At 65.8% G+C, this 25,014-nt stretch carries 22 protein-coding genes and 1 rRNA gene; 10 read left to right on the top strand and 13 right to left on the bottom strand.

Features of this window, described 5'->3' with window-relative positions:
- Positions 1-129 precede the first annotated feature (129 nt).
- From mnmE to LK539_RS24430, 3 genes are all read left to right on the top strand, one after another.
- Positions 130-1,506, top strand: a complete 1,377-nt coding sequence (gene mnmE, locus LK539_RS12065) for a tRNA uridine-5-carboxymethylaminomethyl(34) synthesis GTPase MnmE (protein WP_227801171.1) — start codon at positions 130-132, stop codon at positions 1,504-1,506.
- A 153-nt stretch (positions 1,507-1,659) separates the two neighbouring features.
- Positions 1,660-2,232: a DUF1439 domain-containing protein gene (locus LK539_RS12060; protein WP_227801170.1), complete on the top strand. Its 573-nt coding sequence runs from the start codon at positions 1,660-1,662 to the stop codon at positions 2,230-2,232.
- Between the two features lie 387 nt (positions 2,233-2,619).
- The gene (locus tag LK539_RS24430; RefSeq protein ID WP_267877677.1) at positions 2,620-2,751 is read left to right on the top strand and encodes a hypothetical protein; all 132 of its coding nucleotides are present in this window, start codon (positions 2,620-2,622) and stop codon (positions 2,749-2,751) included.
- Positions 2,752-2,767: 16 nt separating this feature from the next.
- Here LK539_RS24430 and LK539_RS12055 read toward each other — a convergent pair whose 3' ends face one another.
- Positions 2,768-3,355, bottom strand: coding sequence for an Hpt domain-containing protein (locus tag LK539_RS12055; protein ID WP_227801169.1), 588 nt, complete (start codon positions 3,353-3,355; stop codon positions 2,768-2,770).
- Positions 3,352-4,332, bottom strand: coding sequence for a CAP domain-containing protein (locus LK539_RS12050; protein ID WP_227801168.1), 981 nt, complete (start codon positions 4,330-4,332; stop codon positions 3,352-3,354). The genes LK539_RS12055 and LK539_RS12050 overlap by 4 nt, the downstream gene beginning before the upstream one ends.
- A gap of 139 nt (positions 4,333-4,471) precedes the next feature.
- On the opposite strand from LK539_RS12050, the gene pssA reads away from it, so the two are divergent.
- The 4 genes from pssA to LK539_RS12030 all read left to right on the top strand — a co-directional run bounded on the left by pssA (position 4,472) and on the right by LK539_RS12030 (position 8,081).
- Positions 4,472-5,260, top strand: coding sequence for a CDP-diacylglycerol--serine O-phosphatidyltransferase (gene pssA / locus LK539_RS12045; protein WP_227801167.1), 789 nt, complete (start codon positions 4,472-4,474; stop codon positions 5,258-5,260).
- A gap of 1 nt (position 5,261) precedes the next feature.
- Positions 5,262-6,407 carry a sensor histidine kinase gene (locus LK539_RS12040; RefSeq protein ID WP_227801166.1) on the top strand — a complete coding sequence of 382 codons (1,146 nt, stop codon included), beginning with the start codon at positions 5,262-5,264 and terminating at the stop codon, positions 6,405-6,407.
- On the top strand, positions 6,404-7,150 hold the full coding sequence (locus tag LK539_RS12035) for a LytTR family DNA-binding domain-containing protein (protein ID WP_227801165.1): 747 nt from the start codon (positions 6,404-6,406) through the stop codon (positions 7,148-7,150). The genes LK539_RS12040 and LK539_RS12035 overlap by 4 nt, the downstream gene beginning before the upstream one ends.
- A 109-nt stretch (positions 7,151-7,259) precedes the next feature.
- Complete coding sequence (locus tag LK539_RS12030; protein WP_227801164.1) at positions 7,260-8,081, top strand: alpha/beta fold hydrolase; 822 nt, start codon at positions 7,260-7,262, stop codon at positions 8,079-8,081.
- Positions 8,082-8,096: 15 nt separating this feature from the next.
- Here LK539_RS12030 and LK539_RS12025 read toward each other — a convergent pair whose 3' ends face one another.
- From LK539_RS12025 to LK539_RS11975, 11 genes are all read right to left on the bottom strand, one after another.
- Positions 8,097-8,408, bottom strand: coding sequence for a metal-sensitive transcriptional regulator (locus LK539_RS12025; RefSeq protein ID WP_227801163.1), 312 nt, complete (start codon positions 8,406-8,408; stop codon positions 8,097-8,099).
- 11 nt (positions 8,409-8,419) lie between these two features.
- Positions 8,420-9,346 (bottom strand): aldo/keto reductase family oxidoreductase, encoded by a 927-nt coding sequence (locus LK539_RS12020; protein WP_227801162.1) that lies wholly within the window; start codon positions 9,344-9,346, stop codon positions 8,420-8,422.
- 250 nt (positions 9,347-9,596) lie between these two features.
- Positions 9,597-10,742: a D-alanyl-D-alanine carboxypeptidase family protein gene (locus tag LK539_RS12015; RefSeq protein WP_227801161.1), complete on the bottom strand. Its 1,146-nt coding sequence runs from the start codon at positions 10,740-10,742 to the stop codon at positions 9,597-9,599.
- 103 nt (positions 10,743-10,845) lie between these two features.
- Entirely contained in the window at positions 10,846-11,475 is a 630-nt protein-coding gene (locus LK539_RS12010) for an alpha/beta hydrolase (RefSeq protein ID WP_227801160.1), read from the bottom strand.
- Positions 11,476-11,489: 14 nt separating this feature from the next.
- Entirely contained in the window at positions 11,490-11,819 is a 330-nt protein-coding gene (locus LK539_RS12005; RefSeq protein WP_227801159.1) for a ferredoxin, read from the bottom strand.
- Between the two features lie 48 nt (positions 11,820-11,867).
- Positions 11,868-13,046 carry a VanZ family protein gene (locus LK539_RS12000; protein ID WP_227801158.1) on the bottom strand — a complete coding sequence of 393 codons (1,179 nt, stop codon included), beginning with the start codon at positions 13,044-13,046 and terminating at the stop codon, positions 11,868-11,870.
- Entirely contained in the window at positions 13,043-13,645 is a 603-nt protein-coding gene (locus LK539_RS11995) for an ABC-type transport auxiliary lipoprotein family protein (protein ID WP_307729103.1), read from the bottom strand. The genes LK539_RS12000 and LK539_RS11995 overlap by 4 nt, the downstream gene beginning before the upstream one ends.
- A gap of 32 nt (positions 13,646-13,677) precedes the next feature.
- On the bottom strand, positions 13,678-14,625 hold the full coding sequence (locus LK539_RS11990) for an MlaD family protein (RefSeq protein WP_227801156.1): 948 nt from the start codon (positions 14,623-14,625) through the stop codon (positions 13,678-13,680).
- 2 nt (positions 14,626-14,627) lie between these two features.
- On the bottom strand, positions 14,628-15,482 hold the full coding sequence (locus LK539_RS11985; protein WP_227801155.1) for an ABC transporter ATP-binding protein: 855 nt from the start codon (positions 15,480-15,482) through the stop codon (positions 14,628-14,630).
- Complete coding sequence (locus tag LK539_RS11980) at positions 15,482-16,621, bottom strand: ABC transporter permease (RefSeq protein WP_227801154.1); 1,140 nt, start codon at positions 16,619-16,621, stop codon at positions 15,482-15,484. The genes LK539_RS11985 and LK539_RS11980 overlap by 1 nt, the downstream gene beginning before the upstream one ends.
- A gap of 203 nt (positions 16,622-16,824) precedes the next feature.
- Positions 16,825-18,309 (bottom strand): B12-binding domain-containing radical SAM protein, encoded by a 1,485-nt coding sequence (locus LK539_RS11975; RefSeq protein ID WP_227801153.1) that lies wholly within the window; start codon positions 18,307-18,309, stop codon positions 16,825-16,827.
- A gap of 233 nt (positions 18,310-18,542) precedes the next feature.
- On the opposite strand from LK539_RS11975, the gene LK539_RS11970 reads away from it, so the two are divergent.
- The 3 genes from LK539_RS11970 to LK539_RS11960 all read left to right on the top strand — a co-directional run.
- The gene (locus tag LK539_RS11970; RefSeq protein WP_227801152.1) at positions 18,543-20,975 is read left to right on the top strand and encodes a penicillin acylase family protein; all 2,433 of its coding nucleotides are present in this window, start codon (positions 18,543-18,545) and stop codon (positions 20,973-20,975) included.
- A gap of 186 nt (positions 20,976-21,161) precedes the next feature.
- A complete protein-coding gene (locus LK539_RS11965; RefSeq protein ID WP_227801151.1) occupies positions 21,162-23,585 on the top strand; it encodes a penicillin acylase family protein in 2,424 nt (807 codons plus the stop codon).
- Positions 23,586-24,015: 430 nt separating this feature from the next.
- Positions 24,016-25,014 (top strand): 16S ribosomal RNA (locus LK539_RS11960); the annotation flags it as partial.

Genomic DNA, 25,014 nt, shown 5'->3' with positions numbered 1-25,014 from the left:
CTGAGGGCGCAGACTGACGGCGCCTCCTTCAACCACTAGCCTAAAAACCGTCGTTCCGGCGAAGGCCGGAACCCAATTTTGCAAGCACACCAAGCCGCCACCTTGCACCACATCCCTTACAATCCCCCCATGAAACTCGACACCTCCCCCATCGCCGCCATCGCCACCGCCCCCGGCCGCGGCGGCATCGGCGTCGTGCGCGCTTCGGGCAAGGCGCTCGGCGCGCTGATCGATGCCCTGTTCCCCGGCACGAAGCTGGCCCCGCGCCACGCCACCTACATTCCCTTCAAGGCCGCCAACGGCGACGTGATCGACCAGGGCCTGGCCATGTACTTCCCCGGCCCGCACTCCTACACCGGCGAGGACGTGCTGGAGCTGCACGGCCACGGCGGCCCGGTCGTGCTGCAGATGCTGCTCTCTCGCGTGCTCGAAGCTGGCGGCCCGCTCGGCCTGCGCCTGGCCGAACCGGGCGAATTCACCCGCCGCGCCTTCCTGAACGACAAGCTCGACCTGGCCCAGGCCGAGGCGGTGGCCGACCTGATCGACGCGTCCACCGAGGCTGCCGCGAAGTCGGCCTCGCAGTCGCTGTCGGGCGCTTTCTCGCAGGTCGTGCACACGCTGGTCGACCAGACCATCAATTTGCGCATGCTGGTCGAAGCCACGCTCGACTTCCCGGAAGAAGAGATCGACTTCCTCGAGAAATCGAACGCGCGCGGCCAGCTGGCCGGCATCATCGACGCACTGGAAAACGTGTTTCGTCAGGCAGCGCAAGGCGCGCTGCTGCGCGAAGGCCTGAACGTGGTGCTGGTCGGCCAGCCGAACGTGGGCAAGTCCTCGCTCCTGAACGCGCTGGCCGGGGCGGACGTGGCGATCGTCACGCCGATCGCCGGCACCACGCGCGACAAGGTGACCGAGACCATCCAGATCGAAGGCATCCCGCTCAACATCATCGACACCGCCGGCATTCGTACCGACGAGGGGATCGACGTGGTGGAGCGCATCGGCATCGAGCGCACCTGGGGCGAAGTCGGCAAGGCGGATGTGATCCTGCACCTGATGGACGCCAACCTTGGACCGAGCGCGGAAGATGAAAAGATCGTGGCGGCCTTCCCGCAAGGCGTGCCGGTGCTGCGCATCTGGAACAAGATCGACCTGTCGGGCCACAAGCCCTCGATGGACGTGTCGCCCGATGCCACCCACCTGTACCTGTCGGCGAACGAGAAGCTCGGCATCGACCTGCTGCGCGCCGAACTGCTGCGCATCGCGGGCTGGCAGCAGACCGGCGAATCGCTTTACCTGGCGCGCGAACGCCACCTGATCGCGCTGCGCGCCGCACGCGAACACCTTGAGCTGGCGCGCCGGCATGCGATGCAGGACGACCAGTCGCTCGACCTGTTCGCCGAGGAGCTGCGCCTGGCGCAGGACCAGCTCTCGAGCATCACCGGGCAGTTCACGCCGGATGATTTGCTGGGGGTGATCTTCAGCCGCTTCTGTATCGGTAAATAAGTCCGGTACGCGTATCGTCACGCTCCAGCCTGTAGGGTGGGCGGCTATGCCGCCCACGCGCTTATAGTTAACAGCAAGATCACTTGCTCGACAACAGAACCTTTACCTATCACCGGTGGGCGGAGAATCCGCCCACCCTACCTGGAGGACAAGATGACGCACACCCGCAGTTGTAACCGGCGCCGGATGATGCAGGGAGGGCTGTTGCTGGCCGCTTGCGGCCTGCTGTCTTCCTGTGCCAGCCTGATCGGCCCGCGCAAGGTCGAGATCCCGCTGCACAAGCTGCAGGCCGGCCTCGAGCGCCGCTTTCCGGTGAATCACCGCCTGATGCAGATCTTCGACATCCGCCTGTCGCGGCCGATGCTGGCGCTCCAGCCGGAACTGGACCGGGTGGCATTGGCGCTCGACGCCTCGGTCGCGCCGCCCTTCGCGCGCGACACCTGGAGCGGCAGCGTGGCCTTCTCCGGCCGCCTGTACGTCGATCCGGGCCGCCCGGCCGTCATGATGGCCGAACCGCGGGTCGACCGCATCGCCATCGGGGCCAATCCCGAAACCGAGCGTCAGCTCGCGCGCGTGGCCAGTACGCTCATCGACACGGTGGTGCGCGACACCCCGGTTTACAGTTTCGACCCCGACGACCTGCGTTATGCCGGCGTCCAGTACATTCCGACCCGGATCGAAACCACACGTTCTGGTTTGCTGGTGACGCTGGAACCCGCAAAATAATAATCTAGTAGTATTCCCACTACGCACCCGTTTGCGTGCGTGCAGAAGCTTGGCAATCCGCTATGATTTTTGCGCGTCCTGGCGGATGCGGTGGAAGTCCTTGCAGGAATTGTTGTTCGCAGGACGAATAAGCAGTTCAGGATTGCAGAGCCAGTCCATTCGGCGCACACTGAAGCGGATTGAATTGCAGTGAACTGCCGTGGCGCGAACCCGCCGCGGTCCGCGCTTGAGGTTTCTCATGGGCACGATGTTCCGCTGAAGTAATCTTGGTTGGACTTCAGTCTGTCGTGTAGGGGGTGGATCTTGGAAACGACACAGGAAAGTTTTCCGGACAACGGACTAGCCACCGAGCCGGTGCTTGCCGCCGTAGGAACGGTGTCTCCTGTCATGCCATCGCGTGCGAGCCTGCCCGCGAAAGGATCGTGCTGGTACTGCGAGAAGCCGCTCGACAGCGTGCGCCGTTTCTGCGGCAAGACCTGCGCCGATTCGTTCGACGAAGAAGCGGAATTTACGCGCTAGGCCGGCGCCCGGCACTTCACTGGGCGTCGAGCACACCGAGCGCCCGTTCGTAATCGAACGCGGCCACCGCCTTCTCCAGTTCCGCCATGCGCGCCGCACCCAGCCGGGTGCGCAGTGCGCTGCGGTTCTCCGCGATGACATCCTGGGCGCCGCTGTCGCCGACGTCGAGCAGCGCGCGCAGGCGCCGCAGGTCGCGCTCGGCCAGCATCGCCTGCGCGCCGGCCGCGTCGCCTGTGGACTGCGCCGCCATCAGGCTGTCCACCTGCGCCATCACGCGCGCCAGTTCCGCTTCCATCCGGTCGACCAGGTGAGCATTGGCGTGGGCGCCGCCGCGCAGCAGCTGCTCCACCTCCACCGCCGCTGCGCGCAAGCCGCGCGCTTCGATCATCGCCGCCGCACCCTTGAGGGTATGGACGACGCGGTGCGCCAGCGTGAGGTCGCCGCCGGCAAGGGCGGTGCGCAGGCGCGCCACGTAGCCGGTGTAGTCGGAACGGAAGCGCGCCAGGATGCGCAGGTACATCGCAGCGTCGCCCATCATCCGCTCGACGCCGGCGGCGATGTCGAGCGCCGGGGCGTCGGCGGCGGCCACGAGGTCCGCGCTCACCGCGTCGTGAACGACCAGTCGCGGGTGACGGGGGCGCCGTTCACCGTGCCGGCGAAGCTGACGTCGTAGGTGGTGGCGGCCTTGAGCGGCGCCAGCGGGACGATCGCGATGGCGGTGCGCTGGCTGGCGGTCGCCGACGAGTTCACCACCTGCACCTGCAGGTTGGCGCCGCCGCGCGGACGCACGATGAAGGTCTGCATCGTCATTGGAGCGTCGATGTTGGCGTGCACGCTGATCGGGTAGCCGACCTCATTAATGCCTTGCACCGGATCCGGATCTTCGCTGTCGCTCATGAAATTCGGCGTCACGCCGGTCTGGCCGCTGAAGGGCCAGATCACGACGCTGCCCGCGGCGATGCCGGGGCCGAAGCCGTTGCGGGTCGCGAAGTCGGCGGTGAAGTAGTGATAGCCGCCCGAGGAAAACGCCGCGCCGGTGCCGATCTCGCGGAACTTCGGCTCGAACATCACGAAGCGGTGATAGATCGCGGTGATCAGTTCCTCCGCCATGTAGAAGCCGTTGCCGTTGGTGGTGCCCGAGATCACCTCGCCATAGGCATAACCGTTGGCCGGAATGGTGTAGCCGGCCGCGTTCAGGCGGTCCTTCAGGGTCGTGCCGGTGAAGCCCGGCCTGCCGGCCTGCTGGTCGTGGCTCATGATGTTATTGGTGCGCAGGTACTCGGAGTGGCCCAGCGCTGCATTGTTGATCATCGCGTTTTCGGCGACCGTCGGCACGCCGAGCTGGGTGCGGCGGTAGTTGATCCAGTTGCGGCCATCGATGGCGACGTTGCCGACCGAGACAGGCGCGCTCGCGCCCGGCACCGCGCTCGGGGTAGCCGGGGCGCTAGCGGGCGGGGTGTTGCCCGATGGGACGGCGGTCATGCCGCTCGAACTGTCGCCGCCACCGCCACCGCAGGCGGCCAGGGTCGATGCGGCCACCAATGCGGCGATGAGGGAACGCCAGTGCGGCATATAGCTCATTTAGCAACTCCTGTCAACACTTTAAATGAAGCGACATTCTAGAGCAAAACACCGGTCCATGCCCGCGACGGTGTTGTGCGACGCCAGCTTATTTAGGTGCCTGTAGAATATGGCATCACCCTTATTGTCGAGTCGTCAATTGTCGCCATCCAAGCCCACCAGCCGCGAACGCCTTGCGCGTGCCAAGTTCGCCCTGCCCAGTCTCGTGACGCTGCTGTCGATTGCCTGCGGCTTCGGCAGCATCGTGATCTCGGTGGACAATGCGCACGTCGGCGCCCCCGCCGACTACCGCCTGGCGGCGATCCTGCTGGTGCTGGCCGGCGTCTTCGACGCCCTCGACGGCTTCGTGGCGCGCGTGACCAAGACCCAGTCCAGCTTCGGCGTGCAGCTCGATTCGATTGCCGACGTGATGAATTTCGGCTGCGCCCCCGGCCTGCTGCTGTATTGCTATGGCTTTGCGCAGATGAGCGCCGCGCATCCGACCCTGGTGCGCATGGGCGGCCTGGCCTGCTTCGTGTTCGTCGCCTGCGGCGCCTTGCGCCTGGCGCGCTTCAACGTGATGGTCGGCCGCACCGACCCGCGCTACTTCGTCGGCATGCCGATCACCGCGGGTGCGGCCTGCGTGGCCTCGGTGGTGGTGGCCTGGCCCGATCCGGCCACCACCATGGCCCAGTGCTTCGCCATCGTCGCGCTGATGCTGGCGGTGGGCACGCTGATGGTGTCGACGGTGCGCTTCCCCAGCTCGAAGCACCCGCGCGGCAAGGTGATGCTGGCGCTGCTGGCCGTGTGCGCGGTGCTGCTGGCGATCCTGCAGACGCGCTTCTTCGTGCTGTTCTTCCTGGTCTACGTGTGCGCGACCCTGCTGCTCAACATCGCCTGGCGCACGGGCTGGCGCGGCATCGCGCCGCCGCAGGTGTACGAGGACTGAGTTGACAGGGTCCTATCTGGGCCGGGGCTGGCGCTCGCTGTGGGAGTTCCGGCCGGACCCCGAGGCGCCGCTCGGCGCCCGCCTGCTGGTCGCGTCCGGGGTGGCGGTGGCGCTCGCCCTGGGGCTGATGAGCTTTGTCGAGGTGTTCGGCACGGTCGAGTGGCCGAACTGGTGGTGGGCCTCCATGCTGCCCAACATCGGCATCTGCCTGTGCATCGTGCATACCCTGTTCGGCGTGCTGCGCCTGGGCGCGCGCTGGCTGCCGGCGCCGCTCGTCAGGCGCATGTCCGGCGTACGCGACATCCGCGCCGGCATGGCGCTCAGCGCCCTGGCACTGGGCGGCATCATCCTCGGCCTGGCCGTCGGCTTTACCATCGTGCCGATCCTGGTCGGCTTCGACATGCGGCGCATGTTCATTTCGCTGCCCGCGCCCCTGACCAAGTTCGCGGTCTTCCTGCTGTTCGTCATGGCGCTCAACTGGGCGTGGTGGCGTTCGCGCCTGCGCCGGCAGCAGCTGCAGGCGGAAGCGCTCGATGCGCGCCTGCGCCTGCTGCAGGGGCAGATCGAGCCGCACCTGCTGTTCAACACCCTGGCCAACATTCAGAGCCTGATGGATTACGACCCGCCGCGGGCCAAGCGCATGCTCGAGACCTTCTCCGGCTACCTGCGCGCCGGTCTGTCGCAGCTGCGCCAGACCAACAGCACGCTGCAGGCCGAGCTCGAGATGGTGCACAGCTACCTGTCCCTGCTCAAGATCCGCATGGAGGAGCGGCTGTCCTTCCACATCGATGCCGATGACGAAGCACGCGCGGCGCGCATGCCGACACTGATGCTGCAGCCGCTGGTGGAGAACGCCATCCACCACGGCCTCGAACCGAAGCTCGAAGGCGGCAGCGTGCGCGTCAGCGCCAGGGTGGATGCCGGCCGCCTCATCGTACGTATCGCCGACGACGGCGTCGGCCTGGACGCGCCGCGGCGGCGCCTGCGTCCCGGGGCGGGGATGGCGCTGGCCAACCTGCGCTCGCGCCTGCACACGCAGTTCGGCGCCGACGCCAGCCTGACCCTGCAAGCGGCGGGCGACGGCGCCGAGGTGCTGCTCGAGCTTCCCTTTATCGCCGGCGCATTGCCGCAGCGGATCGCGGCATGACGCGCGCCCTGATCGCGGACGACGAACCGCACCTCGCGCTCTACCTGCGCGACCAGCTGCTGGCGCTGTGGCCTGGCCTGGAAATCGTCCATCTCGCCCGCAACGGCGTCGAGGCCGCGGCCCGGATCGCCGAGCTGGAGCCGGACCTGGCCTTCCTCGACATCCAGATGCCGGGCCTGTCCGGCCTCGAGGTGGCGCAGGGCATCGAGGGCAGCACCCGCGTCGTCTTCGTCACCGCCTTCGACGAATTTGCCTTGCAGGCATTCGAGCATGCGGCGCTCGACTACATCCTCAAGCCGGTCGACACGGCGCGGCTGGCCCGCACCGTGGCGCGCCTGCGCGCCGCTCCCGCCACCCTGCCGGCAGGGCCGGCGCTGGCGCAGGCCTTGCAGCAGCTGACCGCCGCGCCCGCGCGCCCCAGGCTGCGCTACATCCTTGCCGGCCAGGGCGAGCGCACGCGCCACCTGGACGTGGCCGACATCCGCTTCTTCCAGGCCGACGACAAGTACACGGTCGTCGCCAGCGTCCACGGCGAATACCTGATCCGGACCACGATCACCGACCTGGCCGCGCAGCTCGATCCGGAACAGTTCTGGCAGGTGCACCGCTCCACCGTGATCAACCTGGCCTGGCTCGATGGCACGCGCCGCGACGACGCCAGCCGCCTGTTCCTGCGCATGCGCGGCCACGATGCCGAGCTGCCGGTCAGCCGCGCCTTCGTGCACCTGTTCAGGGCCATGTAGCCCGTCCGTCCGGCTTGCCATTCGTCGCGCGCGCTGTCGATCCGTCGCAAAGCGGGTGCGCGGGCCCTGGGTTCGCGGCGATGCTGGCGTTTTCCACCACGGAGACGCCATGTTCAAGCCTGCACTGACCCTGTCCGCCCTTTGCCTGAGCGCCGCCGCCATTGCGGCTCCTCCTGCCCCCGTCATCGACACCATCGGGGGACGTCAGGTCGAATCCCTGACGATCCGCCATCCGACCTCGAAGGACGTGGTGGTGTTCGAGGGCGGCTCGCGCAACACGATCGAGAAATGGGGCCGGGTGCCCGAGCAGCTCGCACCCGAGGCCACAGTGTTCGCCTACAACCGCCCGGGATACGGCAACAGCGGCGAGGCCACGACGCCGCGCGACGGCCGCACCATCGTCGAGGAGCTGCGCGCCGTCCTGCGCCACAAGGGCCTCAAGCCGCCTTACGTGCTGGTCGGGCATTCGCTGGGCGGCCTGTACATGCAGCTGTTCGCCCGCGCCTACCCAAGCGAGGTGAAGGGTTTGGTGCTGGTGGACGCGCTGTATCCCGGCATGGTCAAGAAGACGGACGATTTTCCCTTCATGACGCGCCTGGCCGGCAGGCTGGCCTTTTCCGGCACGGTCTGGCGCGAGATCGAAAAGATCGACGAGACCGGCGAGATGGTGCTGGCGCTGGGCGGTATCGACGACAAGCCGATCGTGCGCCTGGTGAACCAGCCGGTCTCCAGCACCGCGATCGCGGTCGATTTCGGCGCGTTCCGGATGGATGAACAGACACGCAGGCAGGTGCGCGCGCTCTATCCGAAGGCAAGGAAGGTAGTGGTCGACTCCAGCCACCAGATGGCGCTCACCTCGCCGGAGGTCGTGACGGCGGCGGTACGGCAGGTGCTGGCGGCGACGGACAGCCTGGCCACCGCTGCGCGCTAAGCAAGCCAGGCTGGCTTACGCGAACTTGTCGAGCATCGCCGCCAGGTGGGCGGCGCGTGCCTGGGCCTCGGGCAGGTCGGCGGCATTGCCGGTCTGGGTCTGGACAGCGCCGGCCAGCAGTTGCACGAAGGAGCGGTCGAGCGCCTTGCGCGCTGCCGCCATCTGCTGGGCCACGGCGTCGACATCCGACGGTTCGGCCGCCAGCGCCACCAGCTTCTGCACCCCGCGCAGCTGGCCTTCGATGCGCGCCAGCCGGTTCAGCAGGTCCTTCTTCTGCTGGGCGGTAAGGGCGCTGCCCTCGACGATCTTGAGCGGGGTATCGGCCATGACCGATCGCCTTATGCCACTTCGTGCCCGCGCGCCGCGCGCAGGATGCGGAACCAGTCGCCGCGTTCGAGCTGGAACTGCGTTCCCGCCACCGCTTCGCGGATCGCCTCGAAGCGCCCGGTGCCGGTGAGCGGGATCGGGCGGCTCGGCAGCTGCATGATCCAGGCGAACAGCACGCTGGCGAATGGCTTTTCCATGCGCTCGGCGATTTCCTGGATGACGGTGCGCACGTCCAGCGCGCGCGCATCGTTCGAGGTGAACAGGCGCCCGCCGCCCAGCGGCGACCAGACCATCGGGGCGATGCGCAGGTCCTGCATGCCGTCGAAGGTCTCGTCGAACATCGGCGTGGCGACCATCGGCGAGAATTCGACCTGGTTGGTGGCGAGCGGCACGCGGCGGTTCAGGCATTCGAACTGGTGGCGCGTGAAGTTCGACACGCCCACATGGCGCACCTTGCCGTCCTGCTGCAGGCGGGTGAAGGCTTGCGCGATCTCGTCGAAGTCCATCAGCGGGTCGGGACGGTGGATCAGCAGCAGGTCGAGGTGATCGGTGCCCAGCTGGCGCAGCGATTCCTCGGCCGATGCAATGATGTGGCCAGCGCCGGTGTCGTAGTGCTGGATGCCGTGCTGCGGGCGCTTTGGCGAGACCAGCTTGATGCCGCACTTGCTCACCAGTTCGATGCGGTCGCGGAGCGAAGGCTGGGCACGCAGGGCTTCGCCGAACACGCCCTCGACGCCGTAGTTGCCGTAGATGTCGGCGTGGTCGAAAGAGGTGACCCCGAGTTCGATGCACTGCTCGATGAAGGCCACCCGCTGCGCCACCGACATGCCCCAATCGTTCATGCGCCACATGCCGGCCACGATGCGCGAGAGTTCGAGGCCGCCGTCGCGGGTGGCGATGCGGGGGCAGTGCAGGTCGGAAGGGAGCGGGAAGGTCATCGGGCGCTTTCTTGTGGACGGAATGGCACGATTATAGCGGTGCAAGCGAGGGCTATCTGGGTGCACACAAAATTGGGTTCCGGCCTTCGCCGGAACGACGGTCTTTGGGCTAATCACTAAGGGTTGAGCCGTCGTTCCGGCGAAGGCCGGAACCTAAGTTCGGAACAAGCCACCAACGCATCCTTGCGCCGGAAAACAAAAAGCCCGCCCGGCTTTGCGCACGGACGGGCTCTCATGAACTATTAGCCGATCACTGCATCCACAGGCGCATCGAATCCCATGCGCGGCCGAAGATGCTCGCTTCCGGCACCTCGGCCAGCGTCACCAGCGGCAGCGCGATCAGCGGCTTGCCGTCGACCATCATCTTCACGGTGCCGACCTGCGCGTTGCGCGCCAGCGGGGCGACCAGCGGGTCCTTGCGTTCGAGGACCGGCTTGAGCTTGCCGGCCACGCCCTTCGGCACGGTCACCAGCACGTCGCGGTTGAAGCCGAGCTTCACTTCCGACTCCGAGCCCTTCCACACCGGCACGGTCGCCACCGCCTGGCCCTTCGAGTACAGGCGCACGGTGTCGAAGTTCTGGAAGCCCCAGTTCAGCAGCTTCTGGCTTTCCTGGGTGCGCACCGCGTCCGAGGCGGTGCCCAGCACCACCGAGATCAGGCGGCGCTGGCCGGCGTTGCCGTTCGGGCGGCGCGCCGAGGCGATCATGCTGTAGCCCGAGGAGTCGGTGTGGCCGGTCTTCATGCCGTCCACGGTCGGGTCCAGCCACAGCAGGCGGTTGCGGTTCTGCTGGGTGATCTTGTTGTAGGTGTACTGCTTGATCGAGTCGATCTTGTAGAACTCCGGGAAGTCCTTGATCACGTTCGCCGCCAGCACCGACAGGTCGCGCGCGGTCGAGTAGTTGTTCGCATCCGGCAGGCCGTGCGGGTTGGCCCAGCGGGTGCCCTTCAGGCCCATGCGCTCCGCTTCGCGGTTCATCAGGGTCACGAAGGTGCCTTCGTCGCCCGCCACCGCTTCTGCCAGCGCCACCGCCGCATCGTTACCCGACTGGATCATCAGGCCGTGCAGCAGGTCGTTGACCGACACCGGCGTGGCCGGGTCGATGAACATCTTGGAGCTGCTGCCGTCGACCTTCCAGGCGCGGGTCGAGACATTCACCATCGTGTCCAGCGTCAGGCGCTTGTCGTGGATCGCGCGGAAAGTCACGTAGGCCGTCATCACCTTGGTGAGCGAGGCCGGTTCGATGCGGGCGTTCGGGTCCTGGGCTGCGATGACCTGGCCACTCGTTGCATCGAGCAGCAGCCACGACTTGGCTGCGATGGACGGTGCCGGCACGGTCTGTGCGCTGGCCGAGGCCATCAGCAGGCTGGCGGCCACGGCCGCTAACAGTTTTTTCATGGGAGTGTTCGTCTGTAAAAAAAAAGCTAATGCAGAAGCGCGCAAGGCAATACCTCAAGATATTGCCTTAGGAGAAGAGCCTAATTATTGCACAGCGTTGGCGTCAAATGTCACGCCGCCACATTTCTACGACAAGATTTTTAATGTGGCCGAGCTTGCGGTGGAAGAAGTGGTCGGCGCCCGGGATCACCGTCACCGGGATGTCGAGCGGGCGCGCCCAGTCGAAGACTTCCTGCAGCGTGATCGTATCGTCAAGTTCGCCGTGGATCAGGATGGTGTCTGCCGGTACCGGCGGCATCGGCCACTTGCCAGCCGCGGTGCCGACCAGCACCAGGCGCTCGGCCGGGCGGCCTTCCGCAATGAGGCGCTGCTGGAACTGGGCCTGCACGAAGGTGCCGAAGGAGAACCCCGACAGCGCGACCGGCAGGCCCGGGTACTGTTCGGTCATGTGCTTGTACATGATGTCCATGTCGTCCACTTCGCCGCGGCCGTCGTCGTGCACACCTTCCGACTCGCCCACGCCGCGGAAGTTAAAGCGCGCAGTGGCATAGCCCAGGTTGACGAAGGTGCGCGCCAGCGTCTGCGCCACCTTGTTTTCCATGGTGCCGCCGTACAGCGGGTGCGGGTGCGCGACCAGGGCGATGCCGCGCGGTGGGTCTTCCGGCAGGTCGAGGATGCACTGCATCTTGCCGGCGTGGCCGTCGAGGGTAAACTTGTGCGAATACTTGTTCATTGCTTGGTGCGTTATCAGATTTTCAGGCGTTCCACGACCTTGCCGCCGATCAGGTGGGTGTCGATGATGTCGTCGATGTCGGCGTTGTCCACGTAGGTGTACCAGGTGCCTTCCGGGTAGACCACGAGCACCGGGCCTTCTTCGCAGCGGTCCAGGCAGCCGGACTGGTTGATGCGCACCTTGCCTTCGCCGTTCAGGCCGAGTTCCTTGATGCGCTTCTTGGCGTGCTTCTGGGCCTTCTCGGCGCCGCACTTGCCGCAGCTCTGGCGCGCGTCCTTGCCTTCGCGCTCGTTCATGCAGAAGAAAACGTGGTGCTGGTAATAGGGTTTGGCGTCGTCGTTCATGTCGGTCTCGTCATAGGGAGGGCGGGCGCAAGGCGCAATGATACGGCATCAAGCCTGGTCCGGCGCGCCGGGACGCGGCTCCTGGCGGTTCAGCTGGTGCGAAGGCAGCAGCAGGAACCAGAGCGCGAAGAAAGGCCACATCAGGGACAGGAACTGGGCCGCCCCGTTAAAGTTCAGGAACTTCCCCTGCACCCAGCCCTGCAGGGTGGAGACGAAGTAGGGGTTCACCGGCACCGTGTTGACCACGATGAGGCTCAGCACCAGGGTCACCACGGCCAGGCGCCGCTGCGCCACCTGGGGCGCGAACACCAGCCCGGCCAGCATGAGCATGCCGATGATGAAGCCGCCCTCGGCGCCCGGCGTCACCCACACGAAGGCGTTATCGGGCCGGAACAGCAGCGAGCTGGCCAGGGTCTTGACCAGCAGCGCGATCGCCAGGAAACCCACCATCAGCAGGAAACGCGGGGCGCTGCGGCGCACCAGGCACATCAGGGTCAGCACGGCGCCGGTCATGCCGCAGGCCGTGATGATGGTTTCGGACAGCCAGTACTGCTCCACCGTCATCACCGCATCCGGGCGCAGCATGGCGACCAGGTCGATCTCGGTATCGAACAGGCGCGACAGCCAGCCGGAGATGATCGGCAGCACCTGGCCGTGCCCGAACAGGTAGCTTTGCGGGTAGATCTGCGCCAGCGGCCACAGGGCCACCAGCACCAGGCCCTGGCTGGCATAGGGCGCGAACCAGCGCCGGCGCAGCTGGAACAGGCGGCTGCGGTCGAGCAGGCCGGGCGCCCACCAAGCGCCCAGGATGGCGCCCACCAGGCAGCCGCCGGCATTCGTCATCAGGTCGAGGTTGGAGGGCACGCGGCTGGGCAGGAAGTTCTGCACCGTTTCCATCGCGATCGTCACCAGCACGCCGCCAATTGCGGCCACCAGCACCGCCCAGATGCCGCGGATGCGCGGGTAGATGGACAGCACCAGCAGCACGCCCAGCGGCACGTAGCCAAACACGTTGACGCCGACGTCGAAGCCGGTCCAGTAGCGCTGCTTGACCAGGTTCAGGAAGGTGAACAGCGGCAGGCCGCTGTCGCGCCAGCCGGTGAACGGGTACCAGCTGGCGTAGACGATCAGGAGCAGGTAAGCCAGTAGCGCCGCCCGTGCGATCGGCGAGCCGCGTCCTTCACGCGGGCGTTCGCGCTGATCGACGACGGCGGTCGGCTTGGTCATCGCTTGCGGGTGTCGACCGTCGCCAGCCAGGCCAGGATGTCGGCGGCGATGGCGTCGGTGCTGGCGGCGAGGGCGCGCGCGCCGCCCGGCGCATCGGCGCTCGGGGCCGGGGTGGTGCGGGTGAAGGTGCGCTGGTCGAGCAGGCGGTGGTCGCTGAACAGCGAGGCGCGCAGGGTGACCTGGCCTTCGCTCTGGGCCACGCCGGTAAACGCATGGACGAAGTCGTCCACCTCGACGCGCAGCAGCGGCACGCCGGTGGAGGCGTCGGTGGCGGTCAGCACCTTCATGCCCGACTGCGCCAGGCGCGTCTTGACGCGCTGGGTCAGCATCTGCAGCGGGTTGCCGGCCCAGCGGCTGTGGGCATAGGTGCGGGCCTGCAGCGCGTCGGCGTAGTTCAGGCGGTAGAACATGCGCTCGTTCTCGAGGGCTTCCGGCCCGGTGGCGTCCATCACGACGATGGCGGCCATCGTGGCCGGCGCGCCGGCCTGCTGGGTCATGGTCGCCGGACCGAAATCGTAGGTCGTGCTTTCCTGGGCCTTCTTGCTGGCGCAGCCGGCCAGCACGAGGGCCAGGGCGAGGGCGGTAAGAGGTTTAGCCAATAAGCGGATCGGGTAGACGGTCACGGTGGTCCTCATTTGGTCGGGGGCACGAAGCCGGGTTCGCCCGGGCCCGGCTGGGCGCTCGGGGCGCCGAACAGGATGCTCTGCGGGCGGTCGGACAGCGAAGTCGCGGTGCGCTTCACCGCGCGCAGGGCGCCGCGCGCCTCGTCGGTCATCTCGACGACGTGCGGCAGGGTTTCGAGTTCGAGTTCGCTGGTGGCCGACTGCAGCGAGCCGACCGCGCCGTTCAGGCGCTCGAGCGGGCCGTCCGGGGCCTGCAGGCGGGTCGCCAGCTGGTTGTAGTTGTTGGCGGTGGCGGTGATGCTGCCGGCCGCGGCGTCGAAGGAGGTCAGGCTGCGTTCCAGCTTGGCGGTCAGCGCCGGCATGCGGTCGATGGTCGGCTCCAGCTTTTGCGGGATGGCGGCATAGGCGTCGGCGGCCTTGCCGATGCTGTCGAACGCGCCGACGATGGTCTTCTGGTTCTCCGGCCCCAGCATCTGGTCCAGGCTCGCGGTGATCTTCTCGGCGCGCTCGAGGATGGCGAGACCCCGCTTTTCCAGCTGGTCGAGCAGGCCCGGACGCAGCGGGATGCGCGCCGGACGGTCTTCGCTGGCGGCCAGGCGCGGCGAGCCGGTGCGGTCGTCGTCGAGCTGGATGAAGGCGATCCCGGTCACGCCCTGGTAGCCGAGCGAGGCAAAGGTGGTGGTGGTGATCGGCGAATCCTGCTCGACCGACAGGCGGATCAGGATCTGCCCCGTCACACGCGGGTCGAACACGATCTCGTCGACGCGGCCCACTTCCAGGCCGCGGTAGCGCACCGTGGCCTGCGGGTTCAGGCCGGGGATCGACTGCGTGGTGACGATCTCGTAGGGCAGCAGCTCGGTGCGGTCGCGGTTGAACCACAGACCGGCCAATACGGCGGCGATCACCAGGGCGATCGTAAAGACGCCTGTCATCAGGGCATACGACCTGTTTTCCATATTCAGTCCTCCGAATCGTTCTGGGCGTGGCGCTCTTCGAGCACTTCCAGCGCCCGCTGGCCGCGCGGGCCCAGGAAAAAGTGTTTGATGAACGGATGCTGGACCCGCAGCACGTCACAGGCCGGCCCGACCGCGAGCACGTGCTTTTCCGCCAGCACGGCGATGCGCGACGAGAGGGCGAACAGCGTGTCGAGGTCGTGGGTGACCATCACCACGGTCAGCTTCAGTTCACTGTGCAGGGTCTGGATCAGCGCCACGAAGGAGTCCGACAGGTCGGGGTCGAGGCCCGCCGTGGGTTCGTCCAGGAACAATAACTGCGGTTCGAGCGCCAGGGCGCGCGCCAGGGCCACGCGCTTGATCATCCCGCCCGACAGGTCGGACGGCATCTTGTTGGCGTGCTCGGGGCCCAGGCCCACCATGTCCATCTTGAGCAGCACGGCGTCGCGGATCACGTCCTCGGGCAGCGCGCGCAGCTCGCGCATGGGGAAGGCGATGTTGTCGAACACGGTCAGGGCCGAGTACAGCGCGCCCTGCTGGAACAGCATGCCCCAGTGGTTGCGCATGCGCTGCAGCTGCTGGGCGTCGGCCTCGGTGATGTCCTGGCCGAACACCTTCACGCAGCCCTGGCTCGGCCGCTCCAGGCCCAGCATCTGGCGCAGCAGCACGGTCTTGCCGGTGCCGGAGCCGCCCACGATGGTGAGGATCTCGCCGGCGTAGATGTCGAGGTTCAGGTCCTGGTGCACCACCGTGCGGCCGAAACGCGTCCACAGGTTGCGGATCTCGACCACCGGTGGCCCCACATCCTCGTCGGGGCGCTTGTTCAGTTGCTGCGGCTGGCGTGGTTTGGTATCGGCCATCAGAACCCCACGTCGTTGAAGATGATGGCGAACACGGCGTCGGCCAGGATCACCACGGTGATCGCGGTGACGACGGCGGTGGTGGTGCCGCGGCCCAGGCTTTCCGTGTTCGGCTGGATGCGCAGGCCGAAGTGGCAGGACACCAGTGCGATCAGCATGCCGAAGGCGCAGCCCTTGAGCAGGCCGATGGTGTAGTTCACCACCGGCACCGCGTCCGGCAGCTTCTGGATGAAATAACGGAACGACAGGCCCAGCTCGATCTTGGCCGAGACCATGCCGCCGATCAGGGCCATGGCGTCGGTCCACACCACCAGCAGCGGCATCGAGATCGCCAGCGCGATCACCTTCGGCATGATCAGGCGCTGGCCGTGCGAAATGCCCATTACCAGCATGGCGTCGAGTTCCTCGGTCACCCGCATCACGCCCAGCTGCGCCGTGATGGACGAACCGGAGCGGCCCGCCACCAGGATCGCCGCCAGCAGCGGGCCGAGCTCGCGGATCACCGCCATGCCCAGGATGTTAACAATATAGATGTCGCCGCCGAACATGCGCAGCTGCTGCGACGACAGGAAGGAGAGCACGATCCCGATCAGGAAGCCGACCATGGCCGTGATGCCGAGCGCCTGGAAACCGGAGTGGTAGATATTGGCCGAGATCTCGCGCCAGGGACCGGCCATCGGACGCCGGATGAAGCGGCCGATGTCGATGATCAGCTGGCCGATCAGGCCCACGAAGGCCCGCAGGTGCTCGAAGAAGGTGAGCACGCCGCCGCCCAGCACGATCAGCCAGTTCAGCGGGCTGACGCGCTGGCGCGGCAGCTTGATTGCGCTGGCCTTCTCGATGCGGCCGAACAGCTCTTCGTGGTTGGGGTCGAGTTTGAGCTGCGCGGGACGCTGCTTGCCCCAGGCGTTCCAGAACATCTGGGCGCCCACGTGGTCGAGGCGCTCGATGCCGGACAGGTCCCATGCGAGGGTGTGCTTGTGCTTCAGGCCGCGCAGCGTGCGGTTGATCGCCTTGAGCACGCCTTTGTGCGACAGGGTGTGCACCTGCCATACGCCGCTCGCCATGACAGACTGGCCCGCGCTGTCGGCGGACCCGGGATGCTGGATGGTTAATATTGGCGCATTTTCAATCTGCATTGCGCCAGTGTAAAAGAGAATCGTTATCGCTGCTACACGGTATCTAACATAGCTAGGTCGTAGGGTGGGCGGCTTGTGATTCGGACCACTGGCCCGAATCACCCCACGCGGTCAAATCACAGTGCTGCAGCCCGTGCGACTATTTACAGCGCAACTATCGCCGCGTGGGCGGGAGACCCGCCCACCCTACAGCCTTTACCGTATCAGGCGGCCAGGTGCCGCACCTGCCGTTCGGGCGCGGCCGCCAGCGGTTTCGGTGCGTGGACCGTATCCACCTTGCCCGCGTAGTCCGAGGCCAGCAGCGCCGCCGCGTCCGCGTGCGCCATACCGCGCAGCTGCAGCCATTCCTGCACCAGTTTGGCCAGCTTCTCGAGCGCGATGCGGTGGGTAGCATCGGTCCTGGTATAGATCCAGTCGGAGAAGGCCATGAAGTTGTCGAACGGGGTGTCGCCCAGCAGCACCCGGCTGGTGTTGGCGAAACGTCCGGAATTGGCCACCAGGTCCCAGTAGCGGGCGAAGCGCACCAGGCGCTGCATGGTCGGGAAGTCGACCTGCTTCGTGGCCAGCACGGTGTAGGGCGGGTAGGGATCGTAGACCATGCCGAAGGGCTCGGTATGGCGGATGATCGGCGTGCCGCGCAGGCGCTTGAGGATGCCGAACTGGATCTCCTGGGCGCCAAGTTTGACCAACTGGTCAAATCCGCGCGCGAAGCTGGCCACGTCCTCGCCCGGCAGGCCGGCGATCAGGTCCACGTGCAGGTGGGTGGTCGAGTGTTCGGTCAGCCAGCGGATGTTGTCGGCCGCCTTGGCATTGTCCTGGCGCCGGCTCACCAGGGCCTGCACCTCCGGGTTGAAGCTCTGGATGCCGATCTCGAACTGCAGCGCGCCCGGCGGGAATTTGGCGATGGTTTCCTTCAGGGCTTCCGGCAGGTGGTCGGGGACCAGCTCGAAGTGGGCGTAGACCGGGTCCTCCGGATTGGCTGCCAGCTTGTCGAGGAAGAACTGCATGATGCGCAGGCTGGTCTTGACGTTCAGGTTGAAGGTGCGGTCGACGAACTTGAACAGGCGCGCGCCGCGTGCATACAGCGATTCCATCTCGGCGAGAAAAGCGTCGAGCGGGAAGGGCCAGGCGGTCTTGTCGAGCGAGGAGAGGCAGAATTCGCACTTGAACGGGCAGCCGCGCGAGGCTTCCACATATAAGGTGCGGTAGGCGATGTCTTCGTCGCTATATAAAGAATAGGGCAGGGCGATCTCCGCCATCGACGGCTGCACCCCGGCGTGCACCTTCATCAGGGGCTTGGGTCCGTTCAGGATCTCGCCGCACAGCTTCGGGAAGGTGACGTCGCCCCAGCCGGTGACCACGTAGTCGGCCAGGCGCACGATCTCCTGTTCGGCCGTCTCGTGCGAGACCTCCGGGCCGCCCAGCACGATCGTGACCTGGGGCGCGACGCGCTTGAGCATCGCCACCAGCCGGGTCGTCTCTTCCACGTTCCAGATATAGACCCCCAGGCCGACGATGCGCGGCCCGTGCGCCAGGATGCGTTCGACCAGGTCGCTCGTCTTGGCGCCGATGACGAATTCCTGGATCCGGGTCTGCGCCTGCAGGGGCCCCATGTTCGCCAGCAGATAGCGCAGGCCGAGCGAGGCGTGCGTGTAGCGGGCGTTGAGGGTGGAAAGCAGGATGGTCATGGCGGGCGCCTGGTGCGGAAAAGCCGCCATTTTAAGCGCTGACGTCGCAGAAAGCGCTGGCATCATGCCAAGCGGGGGGATGGAGGCGGAGGCAGGGTGTGGCTAAAGTGCGAATCGTACTTACAAACGCAACAATTTATTCGCTCTGCATATCGTGCGCGTATTGTTCAGCGTTACAGTGACGCGCTGTTCCAAATTTACAATCTTCGCGCCCACCCGCAGAAAGGCCGTTCATGCAAGGTCGCACCAGCGCATTCCAGCATCCCTACAAGCTTCTGTTCGCAACGACGATCGCACTGGCGCTGGCCGCATGCGGCCGCAGCGAGGAGGAAGTCCAGTCGGCGACCATGTCGTCGACCGCCGGCCACATCGTGTCCTCGGCACGCATCAAGGTCGACGTCGCCCGCACCAGCCACGGCATCCCGCACGTGCGCGCCACCGATTTCCGCAGCCTTGCCTACGGCCTGGCCTATGCCTACGCCCAGGACAACGTCTGCATGTTCGCCGACTCGGTGCTGACCGTGCGCGGCGAGCGCTCGCGCTACTTCGGCGCCGAGGCGCGCCCGCGCCAGCGCACCGGTGACGAGTATGGCGGCGGCAGCGGCTTCATGGACCTGAAGAACGGCGACAGCGACTTCTTCTTCAAGGGCTACCTCGACATCGGCCAGCTGCGCGCCGGTTATGCGTCCGGCGCGTCCGAGCCGCGCCAGCTGCTCGAAGGGTTTGTGGAGGGCTACAACCGCTACCTCAAGGACTACGCCGGCAAGCTGCCGGCGGCCTGCGCCGGCGCCAAGTGGGTCAAGCCGATCGACTTCGACGACATGGCGCTGGTGGTGGCCGAAAAGGCGCTGCACGCCTCCGGCCAGGTCTTCGCCGCCGACTTCGTCGCGGGCGGCCGCGTGCCGGGTGCACCGGTACAGCTGGCCAAGCTGGCGCCGCGCAAGCTCGACACCAGCACCCTGGTGGCGCAGCTCGACAAGCTGCGCGAGCAGGGCATCGGCAGCAATGCGCTGGCAGTCGGCAAGGACCATTCCAGCAATGGCCGCGGCCTGCTGCTGGGGAACCCGCACTTCCCGTGGACCACCTCGGACCGCTTCTACCAGGCGCACCTGACGGTCCCGGGCCGCTATGACGCCATGGGCGTGATCATCGGCGGCGTGCCGGCGGTCGTCATCGGCTTTAACAAGGACGTGGCCTGGAGCCATACGGTCACCACCGCCTATCACTTCAACACCTTCCGCCTGGCGCTGGACGCTACCGACCCGACCGGCACCACCTACCTGTACGACGGCCAGCGCCGCAAGATGACGTCCAAGACCGTCACCGTCGAGGCCCTGCAGGCGGACGGCTCGCTGGCCCGGACCAGCAAGACCTTCTACTTCAGCCACCAGGGCGCGATCATCGTGCGTCCGGAGGCAGGCATGACCTGGTCGTCGCAGGCAGCCTTCGTGCTGGCCGACCCGAACCGCCACAACACCCGCATGATCGAGCAGTGGCTGGGCATCGGCAAGTCGGGCAGCGTGCGCGAGCTGAAGGCGTCGCTCGACAAGGTGGTGGGCCTGCCCTGGGTGAACACGGTCGCGGCTGACCGCGACGGCAATACCCTGTATGCGGATGCCAGCGTGGTGCCGCATATGTATACCGACAAGTTCATCAACGGCTGCCTGCTGCTGCAGGAAGCGCTCATGTTTGACGGTTCGAGCAGCAGCTGCGGCGCAGGCCAGGACCGCGGCGCACCAAACGGCATCTTCTCGCCGGCGAACGCGCCGTGGATGATGCGCACCGATTACGTCGGCAACTCGAACGACAGCTACTGGCTCACCAATCCGAAGTCGCTGCTGAACGGCCCGGCCCCCTACGGCTACTCGCCGCTGTATGGCAGCGCCGGTATCGAGCAGAGCCTGCGCACCCGCGTCGGCTTCCGCCAGCTGGAAGAACTGCTGGCGCAGAAGCGCCGGATCGGCCTGACCGACATGCAGGCGCTGGCCTTCTCGAACCGCGTGCACGCCGCGGAACTGGTACTGCCGGAACTGCTGCCGGCCTGCGCCGGCTCCGCCGACGCGCAGGTGCGCCAGGCATGCACCACCCTGCAGGCCTGGGACCGCCGCGCCGACGTCGACAGCCGTGGCGCGGTCCTGTTCCGCGAATTCTGGAGCATCGCCTCCCGGATCCCGAACAAGTGGACCACGCCCTTCGACCCGGCCGACCCGGTGCACACCCCGAACGGCGTCGCCGCCGACGCCAAGCCGGCCATGCTGGCGGCGCTGAAGACCGCAGCCGGCAAGCTGCAGTCGCTCGGCATCCCGCTCGACGGCCGCCTCGGCGACTACCAGGTCGAGCCGCGCAACGGCGTGCGCATCCCCCTGCATGGCGGGATCGGCGACGAGGACGGCAGCTACAGTTCGCTGACCATGGCGACCGGCCTGACGCCAGGCGGCTACATGGGCGTGTACTGGGGCCAGAGCTACATCCAGACCGTCAGCTTCGAGCCGCAGGGTCCGGTCGCGCATGCGCTGCTGACCTATGGCCAGTCGGTCGATCCGAAGTCGCCGTGGTATGCGGACCAAACGAAGATGTACTCCCGCAAGGAGTGGGCGGTGCTGCCGTTCACCCAGGAGAAGATCAAGTCGGATCGCAACTACAAGAGCACCACCCTGCGCGAATAAGGGATAAGGGGAAGTGAGGGAGAGACGGGGCAGCCGCAAGCTGCCCCGTCTGCATTTCGGCAGGCGATGCCCTCGTCACCACGATCAGATTAGTCAGGGTGCATGGTCTTATACGGTTGTTTAGGGTTAAAGTAGTTCACTTTTTAAAACGACCGTTCGCTAGCCCCGGGCTGCAGAAAGCGCATCATGCAAGTTCGTCCTTCCGATCTTTCCCGCCGGCTGCGCATGCCGGCGCTCTTTGCAGTGCTTGCACTGGCGCTGGGTGCTTGCAGCAGCAGCCACGATGACGATCCGGCGCAGCCGCCGCCACCGCCGCAGACCGCCTCCCGCATCCAGGTCGAGGTCTCGCGCACCACTTACGGTGTGCCACACGTGCGCGCCGATGACTTCCGCAGCCTGGCCTATGGCCTGGCCCACGCCTACGCCCAGGACAACCTGTGCATGTTCGCCGACTCGGTGGTCACCGTGCGCGGCGAGCGTGCGCTGTTCTTCGGCCCCGACGCCAAACCGCGCCAGCGCACCGGCGACGAGTACGGCGGCGGCAGTAATTACATGGACGTGAGCAACGAAGAGAGCGACTTCTTCTTCAAGGGCTACCTCGACATCGAGCAGCTGCGCGCCAACTACGCTGCCGGTCCTGCCGAACCGCGTCAGCTGCTGGAAGGCTTCGTCGAGGGCTACAACCGCTACCTGAAGGACAACGCCGGCAAGCTGCCCGCCGCCTGCGCGGACGCCAAATGGGTGCGTCCGATCACGGTCGACGACATGTACATGATCGTGGCCGAAAAGGCGCTGCACGCATCGGGACAGGCCTTTGCCAGGGACTTCGTCAACGCCGGCCGCGTGCCGGGCGCCGCGGTGAGCCTGGCCAAGGCCGCGCCGCGCCGCGTCGACGGACGGGCCCTGCTGGCCCAGGTCGACAAGGCGAAACGCACGGGCCTCGGCAGCAATGCGCTGGCGGTCGGCAAGGACTTGTCGAGCAGCGGGCGTGGCCTCCTGTTCGGCAATCCGCATTACCCCTGGACCACCACCGACCGCTTCTACCAGGCGCACCTGACCGTCCCGGGCCGCTACGACGCGATGGGCGTGATCATCGGCGGCTTGCCGGCGATCGTGATCGGCTTTAACAAGGACGTGGCCTGGAGCCACACCGTCACCACCGCCAACCACTTCACCACCTTCCGGCTGGCGCTCGACCCGACCGATCCGACCGGCACCACCTATATATACGATGGCGAGCGCCGCAAGATGACGTCGAAGACGGTCACGGTCGAGTCCCTGCAGCCGGACGGAACGACGGCGCGGCGCAGCAAGACCTTCTATTTCAGTCACCAGGGCGCCGTCATCGTGCGCGCCGCCGCCGGCCTGACCTGGACCGCCAGCGCCGCCCACGTGCTGGCCGATCCGAACCGCTACAACACCCGCATGATCGAGCAGTGGCTTGGCATCGGCACGGCGAACAGCGTGCGCGCGCTGAAGGACTCGCTCGACAAGGTGGTCGGCCTGCCGTGGGTGAACACGGTGGCGGCCGACCGCGACGGCAACACGCTGTATGCCGACGCCAGCGTGGTGCCGCACATGAATGCCGACAAATTCGTCAACGGCTGCCTGCTGCTGCAGGCGGCGCTGCTGTTCGACGGTTCGCGCAGCAGCTGCGGCTGGGGGCAGGACCAGGGCGCACCCGCCGGCATCTATGCCCCGGCCACGGCGCCGTGGATGATGCGCACCGACTACGTCGGCAATTCGAACGACAGCTACTGGCTGACCAATCCAAAGCAGCTGCTGGTCGGCCCGGCGCCGCTCGGTTTCTCGCCGCTGTATGGACGCGTCAATGCCGAGCAGTCGCTGCGCACCCGGATCGGCTTCCGCCAGTTCGACGAACTGGTGGCCCAGAAGGGCAAGCTGGCGCTCGCCGACCTGCAGGCGCTGGCCTTCTCCAACCGCGTCCATGCGGCCGAACTGGTGCTGCCTGAGCTGCTACCGGCCTGCGCCGCGCTGAGCAACGAACTGTCGAACCGCGCCTGCACCACGCTGCAGAACTGGGACCGCCGCGCCAACGTCGACAGCCGGGGCGAAGTGCTGTTCCGCGAGTTCTGGAGCATCGCAGCCGCCATCCCGAACAAGTGGGCGGTGCCCTTCAATCCGGCCGATCCGGTGAACACACCGCGGGGTGTGGCGCCGGCTGCGATGCCGGCCATGCTGGCGGCCCTGCGCACCGCCGCCGAGAAGCTGCAATCGCTCGGCATTCCGCTCGACGGCCGCCTGGGCGACTACCAGGTCGAGCCGCGCAACGGCGTGCGCATTCCTATCCACGGAGGCAACGGCAACCAGGAAGGCACTTATAGTGCGATCACCATGCGCACCGGACTGACCGCAAGCGGTTACGTGGGCGTGCATCACGGGCAGAGCTATATCCAGACCGTTACTTTCGACGACCAGGGGCCGGTAGCCCAGGGGATGCTGACATATAGCCAGTCGACCGATCCCAAGTCGCCATGGTATGCGGACCAGACCCAGGTCTATTCGCGCAAAGAGTGGCCGGTACTGCCGTTCACGCAGGAACGCATCAAGGCCGACATGAACTACCTGACCATGACGCTGCGGGAGTGAGGATGGGGCAGGCTTAAGCCTGCCTGAAAAACTCTCCAAATATCACGATAGGGGCTTGCGGCAGCCCCTTCCGCTTTGCTATAGTTCTTGTCTTCCGACGCTGCTTTGCCCGATAAAACGAGCGACAGCGAAAGAAATGAGGGACTTGACGATCATCGCGAAACACTGCATAATCTCGTTCCTCTGCTGCTGACGAACACAACGCTTCGCAGCGATAGCAGAAGACAGAACACGAAGTTCTTTAACAATCAACAGTCGATAAGTGTGGGCGTTTGATGAAGGTGCCGGCTGACTTGTTCAGCTGCATACTTAAATTATCAAATGTTCACAAAAGTATTAAGCGTTGTCTCAGCAATGAGATGACGGTCAGTATCTTGAGTGAGCGACTCCTGAGAAATCAGGATGGCAGCAATGCCAACAAACAGAGATTGAACTGAAGAGTTTGATCCTGGCTCAGATTGAACGCTGGCGGCATGCTTTACACATGCAAGTCGAACGGCAGCGCGGGGCAACCTGGCGGCGAGTGGCGAACGGGTGAGTAATATATCGGAACGTACCCAGAAGTGGGGGATAACGTAGCGAAAGTTACGCTAATACCGCATACGATCTACGGATGAAAGTGGGGGACCTTCGGGCCTCATGCTTGTGGAGCGGCCGATATCTGATTAGCTAGTTGGTAGGGTAAAGGCCTACCAAGGCGACGATCAGTAGCTGGTCTGAGAGGACGACCAGCCACACTGGGACTGAGACACGGCCCAGACTCCTACGGGAGGCAGCAGTGGGGAATTTTGGACAATGGGCGCAAGCCTGATCCAGCAATGCCGCGTGAGTGAAGAAGGCCTTCGGGTTGTAAAGCTCTTTTGTCAGGGAAGAAACGGCTCAGGCTAATATCTTGGGCTAATGACGGTACCTGAAGAATAAGCACCGGCTAACTACGTGCCAGCAGCCGCGGTAATACGTAGGGTGCAAGCGTTAATCGGAATTACTGGGCGTAAAGCGTGCGCAGGCGGTTTTGTAAGTCTGTCGTGAAAGCCCCGGGCTCAACCTGGGAATTGCGATGGAGACTGCAAGGCTTGAATCTGGCAGAGGGGGGTAGAATTCCACGTGTAGCAGTGAAATGCGTAGAGATGTGGAGGAACACCGATGGCGAAGGCAGCCCCCTGGGTCAAGATTGACGCTCATGCACGAAAGCGTGGGGAGCAAACAGGATTAGATACCCTGGTAGTCCACGCCCTAAACGATGTCTACTAGTTGTCGGGTTTTAATTAACTTGGTAACGCAGCTAACGCGTGAAGTAGACCGCCTGGGGAGTACGGTCGCAAGATTAAAACTCAAAGGAATTGACGGGGACCCGCACAAGCGGTGGATGATGTGGATTAATTCGATGCAACGCGAAAAACCTTACCTACCCTTGACATGGAAGGAATCC

The organism is Massilia sp. IC2-476 (assembly GCF_020707295.1).
Taxonomy (GTDB): Bacteria; Pseudomonadota; Gammaproteobacteria; order Burkholderiales; family Burkholderiaceae_D; genus Telluria.
Note: the sequence above shows the minus strand (reverse complement) of the source record. Positions and strands in the feature narration are given on the sequence as shown.